The sequence below is a fragment of the Paenibacillus sp. FSL L8-0436 genome (genome assembly GCF_038593025.1).
In the GTDB taxonomy this organism is placed as follows: Bacteria; Bacillota; Bacilli; order Paenibacillales; family Paenibacillaceae; genus Paenibacillus_AQ.
The window spans coordinates 377,113-397,949 of the sequence record NZ_CP151955.1; the positions used below are offsets into that span (position 1 = coordinate 377,113).

At 49.3% G+C, this 20,837-nt stretch carries 22 protein-coding genes; 18 read left to right on the forward strand and 4 right to left on the reverse strand.

Features of this window, described 5'->3' with window-relative positions; translation table 11 throughout:
* The first annotated feature begins 25 nt into the window (after positions 1-25).
* The 18 genes from aguB (at position 26) to NSS79_RS01870 (ending at position 17,131) form a co-directional block, all read left to right on the forward strand.
* The gene (gene aguB, locus NSS79_RS01785) at positions 26-901 is read left to right on the forward strand and encodes an N-carbamoylputrescine amidase (RefSeq protein WP_038585030.1); all 876 of its coding nucleotides are present in this window, start codon (positions 26-28) and stop codon (positions 899-901) included.
* A gap of 255 nt (positions 902-1,156) precedes the next feature.
* Entirely contained in the window at positions 1,157-1,972 is an 816-nt protein-coding gene (locus NSS79_RS01790) for a transporter substrate-binding domain-containing protein (RefSeq protein WP_342438057.1), read from the forward strand.
* Positions 1,973-2,064: 92 nt separating this feature from the next.
* Entirely contained in the window at positions 2,065-2,712 is a 648-nt protein-coding gene (locus tag NSS79_RS01795; protein ID WP_038585035.1) for an amino acid ABC transporter permease, read from the forward strand.
* Between the two features lie 15 nt (positions 2,713-2,727).
* Entirely contained in the window at positions 2,728-3,450 is a 723-nt protein-coding gene (locus NSS79_RS01800) for an amino acid ABC transporter ATP-binding protein (RefSeq protein ID WP_342440284.1), read from the forward strand.
* A 155-nt stretch (positions 3,451-3,605) separates the two neighbouring features.
* Positions 3,606-4,052 (forward strand): tellurite resistance TerB family protein, encoded by a 447-nt coding sequence (locus NSS79_RS01805; RefSeq protein ID WP_076111584.1) that lies wholly within the window; start codon positions 3,606-3,608, stop codon positions 4,050-4,052.
* 123 nt (positions 4,053-4,175) lie between these two features.
* Positions 4,176-4,772 (forward strand): TerD family protein, encoded by a 597-nt coding sequence (locus tag NSS79_RS01810; protein ID WP_342438058.1) that lies wholly within the window; start codon positions 4,176-4,178, stop codon positions 4,770-4,772.
* A 30-nt stretch (positions 4,773-4,802) separates the two neighbouring features.
* Complete coding sequence (locus NSS79_RS01815; protein WP_038585044.1) at positions 4,803-5,378, forward strand: TerD family protein; 576 nt, start codon at positions 4,803-4,805, stop codon at positions 5,376-5,378.
* A 68-nt stretch (positions 5,379-5,446) separates the two neighbouring features.
* The gene (locus tag NSS79_RS01820) at positions 5,447-6,028 is read left to right on the forward strand and encodes a TerD family protein (protein ID WP_038585047.1); all 582 of its coding nucleotides are present in this window, start codon (positions 5,447-5,449) and stop codon (positions 6,026-6,028) included.
* 81 nt (positions 6,029-6,109) lie between these two features.
* Positions 6,110-7,414: a TerD family protein gene (locus NSS79_RS01825; protein ID WP_342438059.1), complete on the forward strand. Its 1,305-nt coding sequence runs from the start codon at positions 6,110-6,112 to the stop codon at positions 7,412-7,414.
* Positions 7,415-7,441: 27 nt separating this feature from the next.
* On the forward strand, positions 7,442-8,194 hold the full coding sequence (locus NSS79_RS01830) for a TerC family protein (RefSeq protein WP_038585053.1): 753 nt from the start codon (positions 7,442-7,444) through the stop codon (positions 8,192-8,194).
* A 213-nt stretch (positions 8,195-8,407) separates the two neighbouring features.
* Complete coding sequence (locus tag NSS79_RS01835) at positions 8,408-9,616, forward strand: HpcH/HpaI aldolase/citrate lyase family protein (RefSeq protein WP_340895291.1); 1,209 nt, start codon at positions 8,408-8,410, stop codon at positions 9,614-9,616.
* 76 nt (positions 9,617-9,692) lie between these two features.
* Complete coding sequence (locus NSS79_RS01840) at positions 9,693-11,006, forward strand: phosphoribosyltransferase family protein (RefSeq protein ID WP_342440285.1); 1,314 nt, start codon at positions 9,693-9,695, stop codon at positions 11,004-11,006.
* Entirely contained in the window at positions 10,990-12,150 is a 1,161-nt protein-coding gene (locus NSS79_RS01845; protein ID WP_340895289.1) for a cysteine protease StiP family protein, read from the forward strand. The genes NSS79_RS01840 and NSS79_RS01845 overlap by 17 nt, the downstream gene beginning before the upstream one ends.
* Positions 12,147-12,980 carry an HAD family hydrolase gene (locus NSS79_RS01850; RefSeq protein ID WP_038585059.1) on the forward strand — a complete coding sequence of 278 codons (834 nt, stop codon included), beginning with the start codon at positions 12,147-12,149 and terminating at the stop codon, positions 12,978-12,980. The genes NSS79_RS01845 and NSS79_RS01850 overlap by 4 nt, the downstream gene beginning before the upstream one ends.
* The gene (locus NSS79_RS01855; RefSeq protein ID WP_342438060.1) at positions 12,977-14,032 is read left to right on the forward strand and encodes an ATP-grasp domain-containing protein; all 1,056 of its coding nucleotides are present in this window, start codon (positions 12,977-12,979) and stop codon (positions 14,030-14,032) included. The genes NSS79_RS01850 and NSS79_RS01855 overlap by 4 nt, the downstream gene beginning before the upstream one ends.
* 82 nt (positions 14,033-14,114) lie before the next feature.
* On the forward strand, positions 14,115-14,777 hold the full coding sequence (locus NSS79_RS01860) for a hypothetical protein (protein ID WP_342438061.1): 663 nt from the start codon (positions 14,115-14,117) through the stop codon (positions 14,775-14,777).
* 11 nt (positions 14,778-14,788) lie between these two features.
* Positions 14,789-15,889 carry a toxic anion resistance protein gene (locus tag NSS79_RS01865; RefSeq protein WP_076111594.1) on the forward strand — a complete coding sequence of 367 codons (1,101 nt, stop codon included), beginning with the start codon at positions 14,789-14,791 and terminating at the stop codon, positions 15,887-15,889.
* 435 nt (positions 15,890-16,324) lie between these two features.
* Positions 16,325-17,131, forward strand: coding sequence for a formate/nitrite transporter family protein (locus NSS79_RS01870; protein WP_076111595.1), 807 nt, complete (start codon positions 16,325-16,327; stop codon positions 17,129-17,131).
* Positions 17,132-17,235: 104 nt separating this feature from the next.
* Here the strand turns inward: NSS79_RS01870 and NSS79_RS01875 are convergent, their stop codons facing one another.
* The 4 genes from NSS79_RS01875 to NSS79_RS01890 all read right to left on the reverse strand — a co-directional run bounded on the left by NSS79_RS01875 (position 17,236) and on the right by NSS79_RS01890 (position 20,649).
* A complete protein-coding gene (locus tag NSS79_RS01875) occupies positions 17,236-17,892 on the reverse strand; it encodes a 3-oxoacid CoA-transferase subunit B (protein WP_076111597.1) in 657 nt (218 codons plus the stop codon).
* Positions 17,885-18,553: a CoA transferase subunit A gene (locus NSS79_RS01880; RefSeq protein ID WP_342438062.1), complete on the reverse strand. Its 669-nt coding sequence runs from the start codon at positions 18,551-18,553 to the stop codon at positions 17,885-17,887. The genes NSS79_RS01875 and NSS79_RS01880 overlap by 8 nt, the downstream gene beginning before the upstream one ends.
* 137 nt (positions 18,554-18,690) lie before the next feature.
* A complete protein-coding gene (locus tag NSS79_RS01885; RefSeq protein ID WP_342438063.1) occupies positions 18,691-19,431 on the reverse strand; it encodes an acetoacetate decarboxylase in 741 nt (246 codons plus the stop codon).
* Positions 19,432-19,464: 33 nt separating this feature from the next.
* Entirely contained in the window at positions 19,465-20,649 is a 1,185-nt protein-coding gene (locus NSS79_RS01890) for an acetyl-CoA C-acetyltransferase (protein ID WP_076111603.1), read from the reverse strand.
* Between the last annotated feature and the right edge of the window lie 188 nt (positions 20,650-20,837).

Sequence of the window (20,837 nt, forward strand, 5' to 3'; positions counted from 1 at the left end):
TTTACTCGCTAGGGAGGACAGAATCATGAGAAAAGTAAAAGTAGCCGCTACACAAATGAGCTGTTCCGGCGACATTGATGAGAATATTCGCAAGGCTGACAGTCTGGTCAGAGAAGCAGCGGCTCAAGGCGCGCAGATTATTTTGCTGCAGGAGCTGTTCGAAACCCCGTATTTCTGCCAGAAGGAGAAATCTGATTATTACGTCTACGCTACTGAGCTGGAGCAGAATAAAGCAGTGAATCATTTCAAGGCTGTGGCCAAAGAGCTGCAAGTCGTGCTGCCGATCAGTTTCTACGAGAAAAAGAACTATGCCCGTTACAACTCGCTGGCGGTAATTGATGCCGACGGCACGGTGCTGGGCAAATACCGCAAGAGCCATATTCCTGACGGTCCCGGCTATGAAGAGAAATTCTATTTCAATCCGGGGGATACCGGGTTTAAGGTATGGAATACCCGCTATGCCAAGATCGGTGTCGGCGTCTGCTGGGACCAGTGGTACCCGGAAGCCGCCAGAGTCATGAGTCTAATGGGCGCGGAGATTCTGTTCTATCCGACAGCCATCGGTTCAGAACCGCAGGACGGATCCATTGATTCCAAAGATCACTGGCAGACCTGCATGCTGGGCCATGCGGCGGCGAATCTGATTCCTGTCGTGGCCTCCAACCGGATCGGCGAGGAAATTGATGAGGATTCCAGCATTAACTTCTACGGCTCCTCGTTCATTGCCGGCCCGCAGGGCAACAAAATCGTCGAAGCCGGGCGGGATGAGCAGACGGTACTGGTCAGCGAATTCGATCTGGATGCGTTGGAAGTGGGCCGGATTGAGTGGGGCATTTTCCGGGACCGCCGTCCGGAGCTGTACAGAATGATATCTTCGTATGATGGGGACTTAACCTTTTAAGGAATAATCGAACAGAAGTATATAACATGGAATAATAAGGCACTGCCAGGGAGGATTATGATCTCTTGGCCGTGTCTTTTTTGCTTTGATGGCATGTTCATGGGAGATAAGAGGGTCGTGTCTAGCGATAAATGTTACAATCTATGAATTTAGTGTTATATAACATTACACATTTGAGAAAAGTTAATTGTCATCACCACAGTGATCTGTTAAAATCTCCTTAAGTATTTTACAAAATGAGTGGGGGATTGGAAAATGGGGATCAGAAAAAAGTGGGCAATGTCAGCGTTGGTAGCATTTTTGGTCTTGTCTATGGTGGGCTGTGGTTCCAACAATAACGCCAAAAGCGGAGATGTGGCAGGAGAGTCGATCAAATTCGCAAGTGACGCCAGCTACGCGCCAATGGAGTATATGGACACGGATACGATCAAGGGTTTTGACATTGATTTCATCAAGGCGGTTATGGAAGAAGCGGGTATCGATTATACAGTGACGAATACGGGATGGGACACGATGCTTTCCAGTGTGAAGCAGGGCACGGAATATCAGGCAGGTCTATCCTCGGTATCCATTACGGACGAACGCAAGGAAACCTATGACTACTCTATCCCCTACTTTGAATCCACTAATATGATTATGGTTAAAGAGGGCAGTGACATTAAGAATGCGCTGGACCTGAAAGATAAAACCGTAGCGGTACAAGGGGCTACAACGGCCGATGATCTGATGAGCGGGATTATGGGGGTCGACAACACCAAGCTGAGACGTTTTGAAAGCAATGCGGTAGCGCTGATGGAACTGAAAGGCGGCGGAGCCGACGCGGTGGTGGCTGATATCGCCATCGTGAATGAATACATTAAGAACAATCCGAAAGAAAAAGTAACGGGCATCCTCGATAAGGAGAACTTTGGTTCCGAATATTACGGCATTCTGTACCCTAAGGGCAGTGAGTGGAAAGCCAAACTGGATCCGGCAATCAAAACTGTTATAGAGAACGGGAAGTATGCCGAGATCTACAAAACCTGGTTCGGGGAAGAACCGGATACAGCCACTCTTCTTAGCGCGGAGTAAGCAAGCAGGGAGACGACAAAGCGTGCGTAATGATTGCTATTGCGCATGCTTCTTTTTTTGAAATTTAGAGCAGAAGAGAAGGGAAGAATTCTATGGACTTCAGATTCGACATCATCGTTCATTATTTGCCGGTCTTACTGAAGGGAACGTTATTCACAATTGGAGTATCTATTGTATCTATTCTTTGCGGCTCGATCCTGGGCTTGGGGATGGGCTTTGGCAAAATGGCTCCGAAATGGTATTTCCGCTGGCCGTTCCATTCCTATATTAACTTCTTTCGTGGCACACCGCTGTATGTACAGATCCTGATCGTGCATTTTGGGGTAATTCCACTTTTTTACGGCACGACCAACGTCCTGATGACCTCATTTGTCGCGCTTTCGCTGAATTCTGCCGCCTATTCCGCCGAGATTTTTCGTGCCGGTATCCAGTCGATCGATCCTGGGCAGCGGGAAGCCGCGTTGTCGCTTGGAATGAGCAAATGGCAGGCGATGCGTTTTATCATTCTGCCGCAGGCGATCAAACGGATGGTTCCGGCGTTCGGGAATGAATTTATTGTCCTGGTCAAGGATTCCTCCTTGCTTGCGCTTATTGCCGCACCAGAGATTATGTACTGGAGCAATACGATGAAAGGCCAATACTTGCGGATATGGGAGCCTTATTTGACCGCTGCCTTTATCTATTTCATTCTTACCTATTCACTCAGCAAGCTGCTCAATTATATTGAACGGAAGGTGTAACCTTATATGACGCCTATTATTTCGGTACGGCATTTACATAAATCATTCGGTGCCCATCAGGTGCTGACCGATATTAACGTGGATATCCACGGCCGGGAGGTTGTGGTGGTAATCGGGCCATCGGGTTCGGGAAAATCGACCTTTTTACGCTGCCTTAATCTGCTGGAGGAGCCGCAAGAGGGTGATGTCATCATTGAAGGAACTTCCTTGATGGCCAAAAGTACAAGAATTAACGATATCCGTACAGAGGTTGGCATGGTGTTTCAGCAATTTAATTTGTTTCCGCACAAGAAGGTCATTGAGAACATTATGCTGGCCCCGATGCAGGTTCGTAAATGGCCTGCGGACAAAGCGCGGCAGAAGGCGCTGGAACTGCTGCAAAAGGTCGGCTTAAGCGAGAAGGCGGAAATGTATCCGGCATCCCTGTCGGGCGGGCAGGCCCAGCGGGTCGCAATTGCCCGGGCGCTGGCGATGGAACCGAAGATCATGCTCTTCGATGAGCCGACATCGGCGCTGGACCCGGAAATGGTCGGTGAGGTGCTGGCGGTAATGAAGGAACTGGCCCGCGAAGGTATGACTATGGTTGTAGTCACGCATGAGATGGGTTTTGCGCGCGAAGTAGGCGATCGTGTACTTTTTATGGAACAGGGCGTGGTGGTTGAGGAGGGTATTCCGGAACAGTTGTTTGGCAATCCTTCACATGAAAGAACTAAGGAATTTTTGTCGAAAGTACTGTGAAATTGTGGCAAACTAGAATATTGTTTTTCTATCGGTTATATTAGAATAGTAAACTTACGGATCGACAAATACTAAGAATATCTGTCGAATAGAAGGAGAGGAGGCTCTGGGATATCTTTATTTATCATACTCTATAATGATAGAAGGAGAATACGATGAGCACATTTAAAAATTGGTTGAATACAACAAAGAGCGGGTTAACGGAACAAGTTAAGAAATTTAAAAATAAAGATTTCATGAACGCGGTAGTTGCAGGCTGCGCGCTGGTTGCGGCGGCTGATGGCAAGATTGAAGAAACCGAAAAGAACAAAATGGCGGGGTATATGAATCTCAGCAATGAACTAAAAGTGTTTGACATGAGAGATGTCATTGCCCAGTTCAATTTCTACGTAAGCAATTTTGAGTTTTCCCCGGAAATCGGCAAACAGGAAGCACTCAAAGCTATTGCTAAATTCAGCAGCAAGCCGGAAATTGGACGCGTAATTGTTGGTGTGTGTTCGGCTATCGGTGCAGCAGACGGTGATTTTGATGAGCATGAGAAAGCGGTTGTGCGGAATATCTGCAGTGTACTGGGACTAAGCCCAAGCGAATTCAGTCTCTAAAACAGGAACAAATATCCACTAATCGGATGAAACGGATTGGGTTTTTTTCCGTATGAGTGGTATAACATCCAAAATGCTAGACTTACAGGCTGTGATTCTTTTCGGAAACGGAGGTACGTAAAGTTGGCTGGAATTAATTTGGTAAAAGGACAGAAGATTGATTTAACTAAAGGAAATGCCGGGCTGGCTAACGTTATTGTAGGTTTGGGCTGGGACCCTGCCGAACCTGCCCGCGGGTTCTTCGGTGCGAAGAAACAGGCGAATGTGGACTGCGACGCTTCGGCGCTGCTGCTGAGCGAGAATGGTAAGCTGACCAGCAAGATGAATTTGGTATGCTTTCACAACAAGCAGAATCCGAACAATTCCGTTGTTCATTCCGGGGATAACCTGACGGGTGATGGTGACGGGGACGATGAGCAAATTAATGTCAATCTGAAGGCGATCCCTTCCGATGTGCACAAGGTACTTGTAGTAGTTAACATTTATGATGCCGTGAACCGCAAGCAGGATTTCGGCATGATCAAATCGGCGTATATCCGCATTATCAATGCTGCCGGAAATACCGAGCTGATCCGGTTTAATCTGACCGACAATTACACAGGCTTTACGGCGCTGATTTGTGGAGAGCTTTACCGGCACGGCGAAGAATGGAAATTTGCCGCAATCGGTGAAGGTGCTCATGCCGCACATATCAATCAATTGGCTGAACGATACATTTAAATCTAATTTCGGAAAGAAGGTTTAATAACTATGGCAATTAATTTATCCAAAGGGCAAAAGATCGATTTGACTAAAAGCAATCCGGGATTGTCCAAAATCAAAGTCGGCCTCGGCTGGGATACCAACAAATACGATGGCGGCAAGGATTTTGACCTCGACGTTTCCGTCTTTCTGACAAATGCTGCAGGTAAAGTTGGGAAAGAAAGCAACTTCATCTTCTTCAACAATAAGCAGAATGAGAATGCTTCCGTTGTTCATGCCGGCGATAACCGTACCGGTGAAGGTGATGGCGATGATGAAGTGATTGAAGTGGATCTGAAGAACATCCCTGCTGATGTGGAGAAGGTTGCTTTTACCATTACCATTTATGAAGCGGAGTCCAGAAGCCAGAACTTTGGACAAGTATCCCGTTCTTATGTGCGTATCGTCAACGAGGAGAACAATGAGGAGCTGATCCGCTTCGACCTTGGTGAAGATTTCTCCGTTGAAACGGGCGTGGTAGTTGGTGAACTGTACCGTCACGGCGCAGAGTGGAAATTTAATGCTATCGGCGCAGGCTACAAAGACGGTCTTGCCGGTCTGACACGCGATTACGGACTGCAATAAAATTTACTGCAGCCAACCTAGACATCTAGACCTTAGATGAAACCATTCACGAAAGAGGGTTGATGCCAGTGACGATCAGTCTTTCTAAAGGACAACGGATCGATCTTACCAAGACTAATCCGGGTCTGACGAAGGTAGTGGTGGGACTCGGCTGGGATACGAACAAATACAGTGGCGGCAAGGATTTTGACCTGGATGCTTCAGCGTTCCTGCTGCATGAAGACGGCAAGGCCAAAGGGGCGGACGACTTTGTATTCTACAATAATCCGACCGGCGGCGCAGGCTCCTTAACCTATACGGGGGATAACCGTACAGGAGAGGGCGACGGGGATGACGAGCAGATCATTGTTGATTTCAGCAAAGTTCCTGCACATATTCAGCGTATCGGGATCACGGTAACGATCTATGATTGTGATGCACGGGCACAGAACTTTGGACAGGTGTCCAATGCATTTGTTCGTGTCGTGGACGCTTCCAGCGATCGCGAAGTGCTGCGATATGATTTGGGTGAAGATTTCTCAACGGAGACAGCTGTTGTATTCTGTGAATTCTACCGGCATGGTGCCGATTGGAAATTCCAGGCAATTGGAAGCGGATTTGCCGGCGGCCTAAGTGCTCTATGCAGAAACTATGGACTGGACGCGCAATAACAGCTTCAAAGGCTTGAAAGGCGGGATCTCTTCGATCCTGCCCTTTTTATACTCTTATCCATTTACAAAGGTGGCTTAAGAATGAATATTGAAGTGGTTAAGGGCCAGAAGGCAGACCTGACCAAAGCAAATCCCGGGCTTCGCTCTATTATCGTGGAGATTGGCTGGCAGGCTCCGTCCTCTATGGAAATTGATGCCTCTGCATTTTTGCTTGGAGAACAAGCCAAAGTGCGTAGCGATGAAGATCTGATCTTTTACAACAATCCATCTACGGCGTACATCAGATATAAGGATGTAGCCGGTACCAAATCAAGCGGTCTTAAACACTTTGAAATCGAGCTGGATACCATTCCTGCTCAGACGATGAGGATTGCATTTGCAATTACACTGTACGATGGCGAAAACCGCAATCAAATGTTCGGGCAGATGAGCGAGGCCCATTGCCGGATTCTGGATCGGGCGACGGGTATGGAGATTTTGCGCTGTAATCTTGAAAATCATTTCTCTGTGGAAACAGCTGTTGTAGTAGGAGAATTATATAGATATGGCGGTGAGTGGAAATTCAGTGCTATTGTGGCTGGATTTAACGGCGGACTTAAAGCCTTGTGCGCTAACTATGGAATTGAGGTCGAAGATGATCCGGTTCCTGAACTCCATGAACCGCAGAAAGGTCCTGCACCGGAAATGGTACGGCCATCCGTACCGCCTGTGCAAGAATCCCGGAGTATTCCGCCAGTTGTACCGCCTGCACCACCGAAGATTGAAGAGGCTTCTGTGCCGCCTCTGAATCTCAATCTCAAGAAGATTGAGCTGAAGAAAAAGGGCGATTCCATAAATTTGAAGAAATCAGCTGCCGGTCTTGGAGAAGTGCTCATCAATCTGAATTGGAATCAGAAGCAAGGCGGTGGGTTGTTCAGCCGTAAAGGGGGCGTGGATTTGGATCTCGCTTGCCTGTACGAGTTGAAGAATGGCCGCAAAGGAGTCGTTCAAGCGCTGGGAAATGCTTTTGGAAATCTTCAGCAGCCGCCTTATGTGGTGCTCGATGGCGATGACCGGACAGGCACCGTAACATCCGGCGAGAACTTGCGTATAAACGGAAGTAAGCTTGCGGAAATAGAACGAATTTTAATCTTTTCATTTATTTACAAGGGGGTTACGCACTGGTCTGAAGCCGATGGAGTTGTCACCATCACTCAGGCTGGGGGTCCGGAGATTATTGTGAATCTGGACGAGCATAACAACCGGAAGGGCATGTGCGCTATTGCATTGATCCGGAACGTAGGCGATACATTCAGCATTGAACGGCTTGTGCAATATTTCAGCGGCCATCAGGAGATGGATCAGGCCTATGGCTGGGGACTGCGCTGGGTAGCGGGTAGTAAATAATTTAATTTTTCCGGAGGCGCAAGCAAAATGGATTGGTTCAGTGATTTTTTTAGAAGTATCAGCGAGAATTATGGGCACTTTTTCTCTTGGAGCGACATTGTAGGAACGCTCTCTGACCCGGTCAGCTGGGGGATTATCGGGAGCTTGATTTTGCTCGAAGGGCTGCTATCGGCAGATAATGCGCTTGTGCTTGCGGTAATGGTTAAGCATTTGCCGAAAGAACAGCAGAAGAAGGCGTTGTTTTACGGGATATTGGGAGCTTACCTCTTTAGATTCCTGGCGATCGGATTAGGGACATTCCTGATTAAGTTTACGCTCGTCAAAGTCCTTGGGGCATTATATCTCTTTTATATCGCTTATAAAGGATTATTCAAGCGAAATGAATCCGGCGAAGGTGAAGAAGGGAAAGAACACAAAGGCACCTCTTTCTGGAAAACTGTACTGCTGGTTGAATTGATGGATATTGCGTTCAGTATTGACAGCGTGGTAGCTGCCTTCGGGTTGAGCGACAAAGTCTGGGTACTTTTCTTGGGCGGTATCCTCGGCGTGCTGATGATGCGGGGTGTGGCGCAGGTGTTCCTGAAGCTCATTGCAAAGTTCCCTGAACTGGAGCAGACGGCGTTCCTGTTAATTGCCCTGATTGCAGGCAAAATGCTTGCTGGAGCGTTCGGATTTGAAATGCCGCATTTCATTTTCTTCACTATTCTGATTGCGGTCTTTGTGGGGACCATTCTGTACAGTTCCGGAAAGAAAAAGAAAGAAATGAACAGAAACGCGTAATTTCAAGGTTTCATAGGATAAAGAGGACCCTCACAGGGAAGGTGAGACTCCCTTTTATCCCGGGTAATCGTATATGGAATAGCATGGCCTTTGCTTGTATTTGAGAGAGCCGGAAGCCGTCCCCGAGAGGACGGCATAGCCGGTTCTGCAGCTCTCTATAAGGAGAGGCTATTTGTTTTGCTCCGCTTTGCAAAACTATAAGGGGGAAGGCCTTTGAGATACTTCGATTACCTGACGCAAGAGCAAGAAACGTCATTATTCTACTCTCCGCCTGTTTCATTTAACCATACTACAAGCAAGGAACTGCTGGCTTACGCTGTTGGGGCCGCCCTCTATATGCCGGCTACCCGGTCCACTGTGGCTGAGGATATTCTGAAGCTCAGAGCTGCGGGGCTGGTGACGGTCATAATTGATCTGGAGGATGCGATAGGCGATGGAGAGGTTGATTACGCTGAAGAGTCAGTGGTAAGGCATCTTTCCTTTTTGTCGGCTTATGCCGAGAATGAGCCTGATCCCCGAAATAGTCTTCCCCTGCTATTTATCCGCGTCCGCAATCCAGAGCAGCTGCAGAAGCTGATTTTCCGGCTGGGATCGTTTATTACAATGCTCACTGGTTTTGTCTTCCCCAAGTTCTCAGTGGACAATGGTGTGGAGTACTTTGAGGCGATTGCCGATTATAACAGCTCACGCAGCTATCTTGCCCCTGTGCTGTATGGCATGCCGATTCTGGAAAGCGCCCCGATTATTTACCGGGAGACCCGGACGGACAGCTTGCTGGCCATCCGTAATTTGCTTGGCGACTACCGTGATTATGTGCTGAATGTCCGAATCGGAGCGACTGATTTTTCCAGTCTGTTCGGATTGCGCCGCAGTCCAGATATCAGCATTTATGATTTGATGCCGATCCGCGACTGTATATCGGACATTATTAATGTCTTTGGCCGGGTGGATGAGGGGTATGTCATTTCAGGACCGGTCTGGGAGTATTTTGCCGGCAAAAGACAGCAGGGGCTCCGCCCGCAGCTGCGTCAGACTGCCTTTGAGGATGCCTTCGGCAGGCAGGGCCGGGAGATGCAGCGCAATTATAATTCCAGCGCCATGGACGGCTTGATCCGTGAAGTGATTCTGGATAAAGAAAACGGGATTGTCGGTAAGACGATTATTCATCCTTCCCATCTAAGACCCGTGCAGGCCATGTATACAGTGATGCATGAGGAATATGTGGATGCACTAAGCATTGTAGAGAGCAACGATGGCAGCCGTGGAGTATTCAAGAGCGAATACTACAACAAAATGAATGAAATTAAGCCGCATCTGAACTGGGCAAGACGTATTTTACTACGATCTCAAATATACGGGGTGTTACATGAACAACAGCATTTTACCTTACTTCTACCCGAGAACGAATATACACACGTTTAATATCGTCCAGAACCTGCAGGTTACGGTAACCGAAACATCCAACCCCTTTGATATGCCGGTTGAAGCTTTATTCTCCATGGCTGCACGGATCAATAAAAAGCGTTCCTTTCTCTTTGTCAGCAAGGTGCTCGGCAAGCATATTCCGGTAATGCCCTATACGCCACTGCTTAGCGGAGCTGCGCTAGGGCTGCTTTTGTACCGGGAAATGAACGGCGGGACTAAGGCTGCCGCCAACGAGCCGATGGACAAGCTGCTGAATGCGGCGGTTCACGGCCTCATTCACCCCCTCCAGGCAGAGGAGGCCTATCATGAGCTGCTGGCCGCTCAGCTGGTGCTTCCGCAGCCGGTCGTTTTTGTAGGTTTTGCCGAGACTGCTACGGCGCTGGGTCATAGCATGTACAACATTTTTGCCGGAGGCGCGTCATATATTCATACCACCCGTGAAGACATTCCGGAGATGGCGTCAATTATCAGCTTTGAAGAAGAGCATTCCCATGCGGTTGATCATCTCTGTTATGCCCTGGACACCGCCCTGTTGTCTGGAGAAGAGCCGATTGTGCTCGTAGATGACGAAATTACGACCGGTAATACGGCGATCAACACGATCCGGGATATCCAGTCTAAGTTCCCTCGCAAGGAATACGTAGTAGCTTCCCTGCTGGATTGGAGAAGCGAAGGGCATATTCAGGCTTACCGTGATCTGGAGCAGGAGCTCGGGATTCAGATTAAGGCGTTGTCTCTGCTGCAGGGTTGTATTGATGTGAAGGGGACGCCTATGCTGGATGCTGAAGCCGGTAAAGGACAGGAGAAGCCAGCCCGTGAGGCGCCTGTTGTGACTACGTATATCCGGGACGGATTGGAGCGGCTGGCAGTAAGCTCTACCGACTCACGCGGGGAAATCAACACTTCGCCGTATCTGAAGCTTAGCGGCCGCTTCGGCCTTAGCTCGGAGGATAATGTCTGGATCGACAAGGGCGCAGCACAGGTGGCGGCGCAGCTTCGCAAACTGCGCGAGAGCCCCTCTGCCCTGGTGATGGGTGTCGGTGAATTTATGTATCTGCCTATGCGGATTGCGGCCGAAATGGGGGAAGGGGTTGCCTATCAGTCGTCTACCCGCAGCCCGATTCATCCGGATCGCCGGTCGGATTATGGCGTGCATAGCGCGGCTGCTTATCCATCGGCCACAGACACGGGGATTACGAATTATATCTACAATGTGGACCCCGGCCAATATGGTGATATTTTCGTGCTGCTGGAGCGGGATGTACCCCATAGACGGATTGAGCCGATGATGGATATTTTGAAGGGACTGGCCGGCAACAAGGTGCATCTGATTGTACTGGGCCCTGAACTGGAAGTGGAGGTGCCCGCTGATGAAGGGAACGGATAGCGGAGAAACGATCATGAGCAAAAGAATAGCCCCTCCGGTTCCGCTTGGCAGCTATCCTCCATCAGATGTTCGTTTTCTGCTTAAGGATCTCAGCAATGTTTCCCTGGAGCTGGGTACGGCGGAGCGGGAGAAAGCCATCCAGTCCGGGGTGAGCTATTCGGAGATGCTTCCTGTGGAATACCAGCCGACGGAGCCGTATATTGCATTGTTTCAGGAGACACTCCGGCACTCTGCGGTAAAGGTCGCGCAGGCGGTTGCGGTTGTCTCCGAGCTGATCGTATCCCGGCGGGGGACAGACCATACGGTGCTGGTCTCCTTGGCCAGAGCGGGAACGCCGATTGGTGTACTGATTAAACGCTATATTGCCGAACGGTACGGCGTGGATCTGCCGCACTACAGCATCTCGATTATCCGCGGCAAAGGCATGGATGAGAACGCAATTCTCTACATGCTGCAGCAGCATGGTGCGGATGCCAATCTGCAGTTTATTGACGGCTGGACGGGCAAAGGCGCAATCACCCAGGTGCTTATTGAATCCTGTGCCGATTTCTATAAGAAATACGGGATTGCGCTGAATGACGATCTTGCTGTACTTGCGGATCCGGGAAGCTGTTCGCAGACCTTCGGGACCAGGGAGGATTATCTGATCCCAAGCGCCTGCTTGAATTCGACGGTGTCGGGACTCATAAGCCGTACGGTGCTGCGGGAGGATCTGATCGGCCCGGAGGAGTTCCATGGTGCGAAATTCTATAGGGAATGGCTGGACAGTGACCTCTCCAATGTGTTTATCGAAGCGATCACCCCCCATTTCGCTTTCGTAACCGCAGATGCTGCGGCAATCGCTGCAGGCATGCTGAAAGCGCCGCCGGAGATTACCTGGCAGGGAATGCGTGATGTCCAGAGTATTCAGGAAACGTTCGGCATTGATAACATCAATCTGGTCAAGCCGGGCGTGGGAGAGACGACGCGTGTGCTGCTGCGCAGAGTACCCTGGAAAATTCTTGTCGATACTATGGATAACCCGAATCTGCGCCACATTCTGCTGTTGGCGGAGGAGCGGGGGGTTCCGGTAGAAGTGTATCCCGGGCTTACCTATTCCTGCTGCGGAATTATCCAGCCGCTGAAAGGAGGGGAAAGCGATTGATTTACGCCAGCGATTTAGACCGTACCCTGATCTATTCCCTGGGCGCGCTGCTTGTTCCGGAGGATTCACCGGGACTGGTGCCGGCTGAAATTATTGACGGCAAAACGGTCTCCTATATTTCACACGCAGCATTGCAACGCTTGAAGGAGCTCACCGCAAGTATCATCTTCATGCCAGTGACTACGCGGACTATTGCGGAGTATAAGCGGATCAACCTGTTCCAGGAGACGATTATTCCGGATTATGCCGTCACCAGCAACGGTGGCAACATTCTGGTTCGCGGAGTGGTAGATCAGCAGTGGCGGGCATTGATCGGCAGGCTGGTGGAACGCAATTCAGCTGCCGCTGAAGAAGTGGGAAAGCTTGTACGATCGGTGGTGCGTCCGGAATGGATTATCAACGAACGGTATTGCGATGAGCTGTTCTATACATTTATGGTGTACCGCGATCTCCTGCCCCTGGATGAGATTAACCATCTGGCAGAACGTCTGCTTGGGCTGGGCTGGAAGGTTTCTTTGCAGGGCCGCAAGCTGTATGTAGTGCCGGAGGCTGTGAACAAAAGCGATGCGATTGTTCATGTGCGCCGCACGGTTCATTCGGAGCCGATGGTTGCTTCGGGGGATTCCCTGCTGGACAAATGTCTGCTGGAGAGTGCGGATTATGCCATTGCCCCGAGGCATGGGGAAATATTTGCCGAGCAGCAGGCCACTCTAGTAGAATTGAACTATCCTTTTACAGAGCTGTCGGGCGTCCATGCCGGGGAAGAAATCATGCAGTATGTTCAGAAGATTTATAACAATCTAACGACATTGGGAGTTGGGCCGCAATGAAAAAGGTAAATATTTATTTCAACCGCTGGTTCTCCGTGGCTTTTCATTATATGAATCTAATACGGAATAATGAGGACGGCATTCCTGTTCAAATCTTTGCTACCCACCCCGATATCCGGCATATGTCGCTGCAAGGCGCTGACGTTGCAGGAACTGAACCTGCTCTGGAAGGGATCGAATACGTGCAGTTCTGTGTTGATTTCTGCCGCCGCAATGAGATTGATATCTTCATCCCGCGTCTGCATATGATGGATATCGCCCTGCATGCTGCAATGTTCGATGCCATCGGCACAAAAGTGCTGGTCTGCCGCGATTTGGACCTGCTGGAGATGATTCTGGATAAGGGCAAGTTCTATAGCAAGGTTAAAGATAGCGGGATAATGGAAATTCCCGATTATCATGTCGTTGATACAGCGGAACAATTCAAGGCGGCTTACGAGGATCTTGTAGCCAAAGGGCATGAGGTCTGCTTCAAGCCTACCGAAACAGAAGGCGGACTTGGCTTCCGCATCATTAATAACAGCCGCAGCCCTATAGAAGAGCTCTTCGGTTATGTGACGCAGCATATTTCGTTTGATGAGGCTTACCGCGTCCTTTCCGGAGTGGATTCGTTTCCTGCCCTGATGGTTATGGAGCTTCTGGAAGGGTATGAGTACAGTATCGACTGTCTGGCGGACGAGAACGGCAGGCTGCTTGCCGCCGTGCCGCGCCGCAAGGACAACGGGCGGCTGCGGGTTATGGAGCATATTCCCGAACTGGAGAATATTGCGAAGCGTGTCGCCGAAACCTATCAGATCCCTTATAATTACAATATACAAATGAAATACGGCGGCGGAGTTCCCAAGCTGTTGGAGATTAACCCCCGGATGTCCGGCGGGCTGCATGTTTCTTGTCTGACAGGTATCAACTTCCCTTATCTGGCGGTTAAAAGCGCGCTGGGCGGCGAGGTTCAGCCTGCCGAGTTCGCCGGTGATATACTGGCCAGCCATATAGAGCAGCCTATGATCATGAGAATACACGATGAATCCGCTATTACGGATCCCGTGAATTGAGTGTGATTTCACACGCTCACAAGAGGTGAGGACAATTTATTCGAAATCAAAAGTATTGTTGTATGCAGGAGCCGGCTATGTTGTGGCTCTGCTGACGAGCGCTTTCCTGCCAGAGCTGCTCTCTCTGCTGTTCCCGGTTGCCGGAGCTGCCATCGGGCTGCTTGGAGGCAAACGCACACGAACCAACCTGCCGGCGGAGGTGCTTCCGGCCGGGCAGGAGCCGGCAGCGATCGCCCCCGCTTCTGCTGCGGGCAGTCCTGAAGTGATCCGGGCTGCACCCGCAGGATCGGAAACCGGTGCACCACATTCCTTGTCCGGCAGAGGACAGGCTGAGGTCAGGATCGGAGCGGAATTTGCTCCGGTGGTGGAGTATCTCAGCATTTTGGAGGATATGATTATTTCGGAGGGCCAGAAGGATACGCTCGACAATGAAATTGTCGAGAAATCACTGGCACTGATCGCCAGGCTCCTGCGGATCATTCCGCTGCTTCAGGAGCTGGGCAACGGGGAGATCAACCACACGGTCCGCAGATTGGTGCTGAAGGACCTGAACGGGGTCATCAATCCTTTCCTGCGGCTGGGCGGTGAGGCCAAAACGAAAAATCGGAGAATGCTGCTGAACGGTCTGCGGGATGTCGATTCCAAAATTACGGAGATCGCCTCTACGATCGAGCATAAAGACCTGATGGAACTTCAAACCAAGGCGGAACTGATTCATCAGCGGTACAGCAGTTCCGAATTATAGGAGGGAAACCCATGTCCACGCAGTTGATAGAGCTCAAAAAAGAAGATGAGCAGAAGGTAGTTGCAGAAGCTTCCCAATTAATTGAGAAGGTAGCCAAGACCGATACCGTTGCACTGGATTCCTTAATGGATGACATCGGCAAGCTTGGGGTGAAGACGCAGGAAAAAGCGGGACAAACCCTGAAACTGCTGGATCGGCCGGTCAATGATCTGATGTCCGGCAAACGCGTCGAAGTGCCGAATATGATTATGAAGCTGCGTAATGAATGCGAGAATCTGCAGCAGAGCAAAAATGTCAGCTTTTTCGGCAAAATGCTGCGCAAGAGTCCGCTCAAGAATTATGTCTACAAATATCAGTCCGTACGCACCAATATTGATGCCATCGTGACCGGCCTGCGGGACGGACGTGATACGCTTGAAGAGAGCATTGTCAACATGCGGCAGCTGAAACGCACCTCCATGGACGAAATCTACAACCTGCAGACCAAGATTGCCTTTGGCAACAAGCTGAAGGAGCTGTTCGAGGTGGAAATCGCCAAACCGGAGAATGAATTCCGCAAGGCTTATCTGGAGCGGGGGCTGCGCAAGGTCATGGTGCGGATCCAGTCCATGACCGAGATGATTCTGCTCTATAATCAGGCTATTGCCGCTACGGATATCATCAATGACAATAATGATAAGCTGATTGATTCGGTCAACAATGCGATTGACAAGACGTCAAATCTGATCACCGTATCCGCGATGATTGCAATGTCCCTGGCCGATCAGGAAAATGTCATTTCCGCCGTGGAAGCGACGAACAAGACGATTGAGGACCAGTTCAAGGAGAATGCGCGTCTGCTTCGCACCACGACTGAGAAGACGACAGAGCTGCTGTCCAAGCCTTCCATGTCGCTGGAGGCAGTGAATCAGGCCATCGGCGATCTGCTCAGTGCCTTGGATACCTCCGAGCAGTCCAACCGCCGGATTATCGAAAGCTGCCAGGATTATACGTCCAAAATGACGACAATCAACACGCAGCTGAACAACCGCCTCGGGCTGAACGAAACCTCGCAGCCGCAAGCGCTGAAGCAAGCCGGCAGCGACAGCGAGCTGAGCAGCTTTTTGAACTGACACCTTGTCCGAGTATAGATAAACAGCTATTTTGTTCTAGCCTGCTGGAATGGTTCAGCGGGCTTTTTTGTGCGAATAGCGGTTCAGCCTCGGGTATTAGCAGCTTAAGGAGCATTCATAATAGAGCACTCCCCTACATAAGTTGTCACTAAGGCAACATATGGAGGAAGTGAGGAACTGCGGATGATTCTGGGATGTCTGATATTTGTGCTTATTGTCGTAGCCAGCAGCGAAAAGGCGGAAGCCATTGCCAAGCTGAATGATCCGGATGACGGCAGCTAGCACTGCGGCAACGGATTCTCACTAAAGAAAATTTGTAATATATTGACGCTCTGTGATTCAAGCAATTTCCAGCGGTTTATTGGGTATAATACCCCAGGAGGCTGTATCAGCCTGCCATCATCGCGGAAAATACAAGCATTAAGCGGAGGTCATATGGAGAACGAGGCACTGCTGCAGGTTGAGAAATTGGCGCTGAAGAAACAGAAGATTTATCGGCAAAGCATATTGCGTTATATCGCCAGAGCAATGCTGGCTAGCATGTTTATCGGATTCGGCGTAATTGTAGCGTTCAAGACAGGCAACTTTTTCTACATGGAGCAATCACCGATGACCTATCCGATGGCTGCGATTACGTTTGGCGCGGCCATCATCCTGATCTCCTACGGCGGAGGCGATTTGTTCACCGGGGATACATTTTATTACACGTATGCTGCCTTAAGACGCAAGATGCAGTGGACCGAAGTTGTGCGGATGTGGACCGTCAGCTATCTTGGCAATATTCTTGGAGCTGCAGCCTTTGCGCTGCTGATTTTTTTGACCGGACTGTTCTACGATTCCAGCGTCAACGGTTTTCTGCTGAATGTGGTCGCCCATAAGATGGAGGCTCCGGCGTCTGAGCTGTTCTTCAGAGCCATCCTGTGTAACTGGCTGGTCTGTCTGGCGTTTTTTGTTCCGATGTCAATGAAAAGCGACGGGGCCAAAATGTTCGCCATGGTCCTGTTCGTATTCTGCTTCTTTATTTCCGGATATGAACACAGTATAGCCAATATGTGTACCTTTGCGATTGCACTGGTGCTGGATCATCCCGGTACGATATCTTGGGGCGGTGTGGTGCACAATCTGGTGCCTGTCACCATCGGGAATCTGATTGGCGGCGGTGTATTGATGGGTGTAATGTATTACTATGTGAACAAGCCGTTTCTGGACGAGGAGCATGACAAGCCCAAGGATACGCATTAACCGAAGACCAACCAACCCGCTTCCCCAGATTGGGGAGGGCGGGCTGGTTTTTTTGGGGACGGCGGTGTTTGGAATTAGCCAAATACCGTAGGTTACCGTTTTGCTTAAACAGCAATGGCCTTCAAGTTTGGCGAGATTAACAACTTTGCCCTGGTTGCCTTTTGAACGTCTTCCACCGACAGACCCGGCGCAATTTCCTTCAGCATCAGCCCTGTGCCCGGAATCACATCGATGACAGCCATTTCGGTTACAATGGTTTGCACCACATTTACAGCAGTCAGGGGAAGCTTGCAATGTTCTAATATTTTCGGTTCCCCATCTTTGTTCACATGGTCCATGGCTACAATGACACGCTTGGCCCCGACTACCAAATCCATAGCTCCCCCCATGCCCGGCACTTTTTTTCCTGGAATCATCCAGCTTGCAAGGTTGCCGTTCTCATCTACCTCCAAGGCACCCAAGACGGTGATGTCCACATGCCCTCCACGGATGATGGAGAATGAAAGTGTACTGTCAAAATAGCAAGCTCCTGCCATTGTTGTAACATAACTTCCGCCAGAATCAATACAATCGATATTTTCTTGTTCCTTTGTGGCTTTGGGGCCAACACCAAGGATTCCGTTCTCAGCCTGCAGCATAATATGAACATTATCGGGAATATAGTTTACTGCCATGGTAGGCATGCCAACACCCAGGTTGACCACATCACCGTCTTTGAATTCCTGGGCGATTCTTCTAACAATGAATTCTCGGTTATTCATGCGTATCCCCTACCTTTACAATGGCGTCGATAAATATTCCGGGTACGTTGACATGATTGGGATCAATCTCCCCGAGCTTTACATATTCGTCTGTCTGGGCAACTACATAATCTGCCGCCATAGCCATAACGAAATTGAAGTTGCGTGAGGAGCCGTTGATCACAAGATTGCCCGCTTCATCTGCCTTATGGGCTCTGATTAGCGCCACGTCCGCTTTGAGCGGCAGTTCGAGCAGATATTCCTTTCCGTCAATATCTATTTTCCTTTTGCCTTCCTCTACAATGGTACCTACACCTACAGGTGTTAAAACACCGCCCAACCCTGCTCCTCCTGCACGTATTTTTTCAGCTAACGTGCCTTGCGGGAAGAGGTTTACCTCAGCTTCTTTGGTCATAAGGAGTCTTCCCGTTTCCGGGTTGGAGCCGATATAGGATGCACAAATCCGCTTGACTCTGCCGCTTTTTACAAGTTTATATATAGATAATTCCGTGGTGCCAGTATCATTGGAAATAATGGAGAGATTACCGGCGGAATGGGTCTCGACAAGCGCACGCACCAACTGTTCCGGATGGCCTCCGGCCAGAAAACCGCCAACCATCACCGTGTCTCCGTCTTTGACCTTCTTAACGGCGTCTTCAGCGGAGATTAATTTGTTGTTCATGGTTTCAGACTCCTTGTATATTTTTTTGAAAATATAGAATTTATATGTTTCACGCTATATATTATCCTTCTATTTCTCGCTGGAACACCCCGTCCTTTAAAAGGACGGCGTAGCCGTTTCTACTTGGAAAGCAAAGTTTACTGGAGATAGTCATGAATGACTCTTGCGTATGGCAGCGTTAAATCGGCAATAAAATGTTTGCCGCCGATATACGCCTTAACAGGAAAATCTGCCACAGGAGCATGGACGTGGGGGGTCAGACTTAACCGGGCCGGCCCTGACCAGGCGCCCTTTACTGTAATATTCTCGAGATTGTACGCCACTAACTGCGCAATTTTAGGGGTACCATCAACATCGGGAATTAATTTTAGATTCACTTGGGTTTTTGCGATGGCTGTAGCCGTGTCCTTTTCGTCGAGAATGTTATGTTTGAAAGGCATGGTTCCCATGGCCACCAGGACATGGTTATAATGTAATGTGCCAGTCAGCGTTTCAGTACCTTCAACACTCAGGCGGGGATTCGCCCATTTTTTTGGGAACCCCCAAATTTCACGTCCTCCAAGAATAGCAGGTGCGTTATCCAAATACATTTGGGCAACAAAATTGCAGGGTTCCCCCTGAAAGGTACACGGGATGACAATACCGCTCTCCTCATAGCTTCCTAGACCGGATGAATCAGGCATCTTGATCCATTCATAGGAAACGGTATTGCTTCCATCCGGCTGAAGAGGCTCCGGGACCGCCTGTCTAATCGCAGCGGGATCGGATTCATAGGTAATTATAAAAAATTCCCTGTCGATGAAGTGGTAGGGGGGACGACCATAACTAGCGCTGGCCGCAGGCATGGACTGCAGTGAAAAAATTTCTTGTGGATTCATAACAATCGGATCTCCCTTTCTTGAAGAAGAGTGTTAGATGAGTGCATTCTCAATCAGCATCGCAATTCCCATACCCGTTCCGATACATAACGAGGCTATGCCGTAACGCGCAGAGCTTCGTACCATTTCATGCGCAAGCGTAACCAATATCCTCGCTCCGCTTGCACCGACAGGGTGTCCAATTGCGATTGCGCCGCCATTGACATTCACCTTCTCCGGGTTGACCCCAAGCTCATTTATTACCGCTAATGCTTGTGCAGCGAAGGCTTCATTAATCTCAAACAGATCGATGGCATCAAGGGAGATTCCCTGATCCTTAAGAAGTGACGAAACGGCTTTGACCGGGCCCATCCCCATATATGCAGGGTCAACGCCAACAAGTGAATAACCCTTGATATAGGCCAATGGTTGTACTGCATGTTCCTTGCATTTGTCTTCCGACATAACAAGTACAGCCGCCGCTCCATCATTGATCCCCGAGGCATTTCCGGCAGTAACCGATCCGTTTGTCTTAAATGCAGGTTTTAAATTAGAAAGTTTTTCTTTGCTTGCATCTCCTCTTACATGTTCATCCTCCGAGAACCAAATATTCTCTTTTTTGGTTTTGGTCAGAACGGGAACAATCTGCTCTGCAAAAACCTGCTTTTGTTTTGCTTCTATAGCCTTGATCTGGCTCCCATAGGCAAATTCATCCTGCTCAAGTCTTGAAATGTTATATTTCGCGGCAATGTTTTCTGCGGTAATTCCCATATGATAGTTGTTGATGGGACACGTAAGGCCGTCGGCTACCACGGTGTCTATCAATTCACTGTTGCCCAGCTTGTAGCCATTTCGTGCATTCCTTAGTACATAAGGGGCGTTCGACATGCTCTCCATACCTCCAGCTAAGAGGACGCCGCCTTGTTCTGCCAAAATAGAGTTGTAAGCTAAAGCGACGGCATGAAGCCCTGAACCGCAAACCGTGTTTATTGTGGATGCAGGTACTTCAATGGGGATGCCGGCTTTTAATGCCGCCTGTCTGGCAGGATTTTGGCCAGTGCCTGCTTGAAGGACATTTCCTAAGTAAATTTGATCAATCAATGCAGGCTCTAGTTGACTTTGCTGAAGGCAGGCTGTCATCACGTTAGCCCCCAATTCCGAGGCGCTTACTGACGAAAGTCCGTTGTTAAAAGAACCGACGGCTGTTCTTAATGGGCTTACCAATGCGACTTTTTTCACAAGTTCTCACATTCCTTTCACTGTGTTTAAGAAACTTACATGCGGGTATATACCACGGTGCATGAGAGAGTGAGTGTTATGGTTTGATCGCCTTCCTTCGTCTTTATCTGGAATTAATTAACAAATCAATCGTAAGTCTATTGTTCATTTTACTCAATGTTCAAATTAATACATAAATTTACATATTG

Coding starts and splice junctions, on each gene's coding strand:
- NSS79_RS01840 (WP_342440285.1), top strand. CDS start 9,693: ATGGCTGCACGGATCAATAAAAAGCGTTCCTTTCTCTTTGTCAGCAAG.
- NSS79_RS01825 (WP_342438059.1), top strand. CDS start 6,110: ATGAATATTGAAGTGGTTAAGGGCCAGAAGGCAGACCTGACCAAAGCA.
- NSS79_RS01875 (WP_076111597.1), bottom strand. CDS start 17,892: ATGAATAACCGAGAATTCATTGTTAGAAGAATCGCCCAGGAATTCAAA.
- NSS79_RS01870 (WP_076111595.1), top strand. CDS start 16,325: ATGGAGAACGAGGCACTGCTGCAGGTTGAGAAATTGGCGCTGAAGAAA.
- NSS79_RS01805 (WP_076111584.1), top strand. CDS start 3,606: ATGAGCACATTTAAAAATTGGTTGAATACAACAAAGAGCGGGTTAACG.
- NSS79_RS01880 (WP_342438062.1), bottom strand. CDS start 18,553: ATGAACAACAAATTAATCTCCGCTGAAGACGCCGTTAAGAAGGTCAAA.
- NSS79_RS01795 (WP_038585035.1), top strand. CDS start 2,065: ATGGACTTCAGATTCGACATCATCGTTCATTATTTGCCGGTCTTACTG.
- NSS79_RS01815 (WP_038585044.1), top strand. CDS start 4,803: ATGGCAATTAATTTATCCAAAGGGCAAAAGATCGATTTGACTAAAAGC.
- NSS79_RS01845 (WP_340895289.1), top strand. CDS start 10,990: ATGAAGGGAACGGATAGCGGAGAAACGATCATGAGCAAAAGAATAGCC.
- aguB (WP_038585030.1), top strand. CDS start 26: ATGAGAAAAGTAAAAGTAGCCGCTACACAAATGAGCTGTTCCGGCGAC.
- NSS79_RS01865 (WP_076111594.1), top strand. CDS start 14,789: ATGTCCACGCAGTTGATAGAGCTCAAAAAAGAAGATGAGCAGAAGGTA.
- NSS79_RS01790 (WP_342438057.1), top strand. CDS start 1,157: ATGGGGATCAGAAAAAAGTGGGCAATGTCAGCGTTGGTAGCATTTTTG.
- NSS79_RS01885 (WP_342438063.1), bottom strand. CDS start 19,431: ATGAATCCACAAGAAATTTTTTCACTGCAGTCCATGCCTGCGGCCAGC.
- NSS79_RS01830 (WP_038585053.1), top strand. CDS start 7,442: ATGGATTGGTTCAGTGATTTTTTTAGAAGTATCAGCGAGAATTATGGG.
- NSS79_RS01855 (WP_342438060.1), top strand. CDS start 12,977: ATGAAAAAGGTAAATATTTATTTCAACCGCTGGTTCTCCGTGGCTTTT.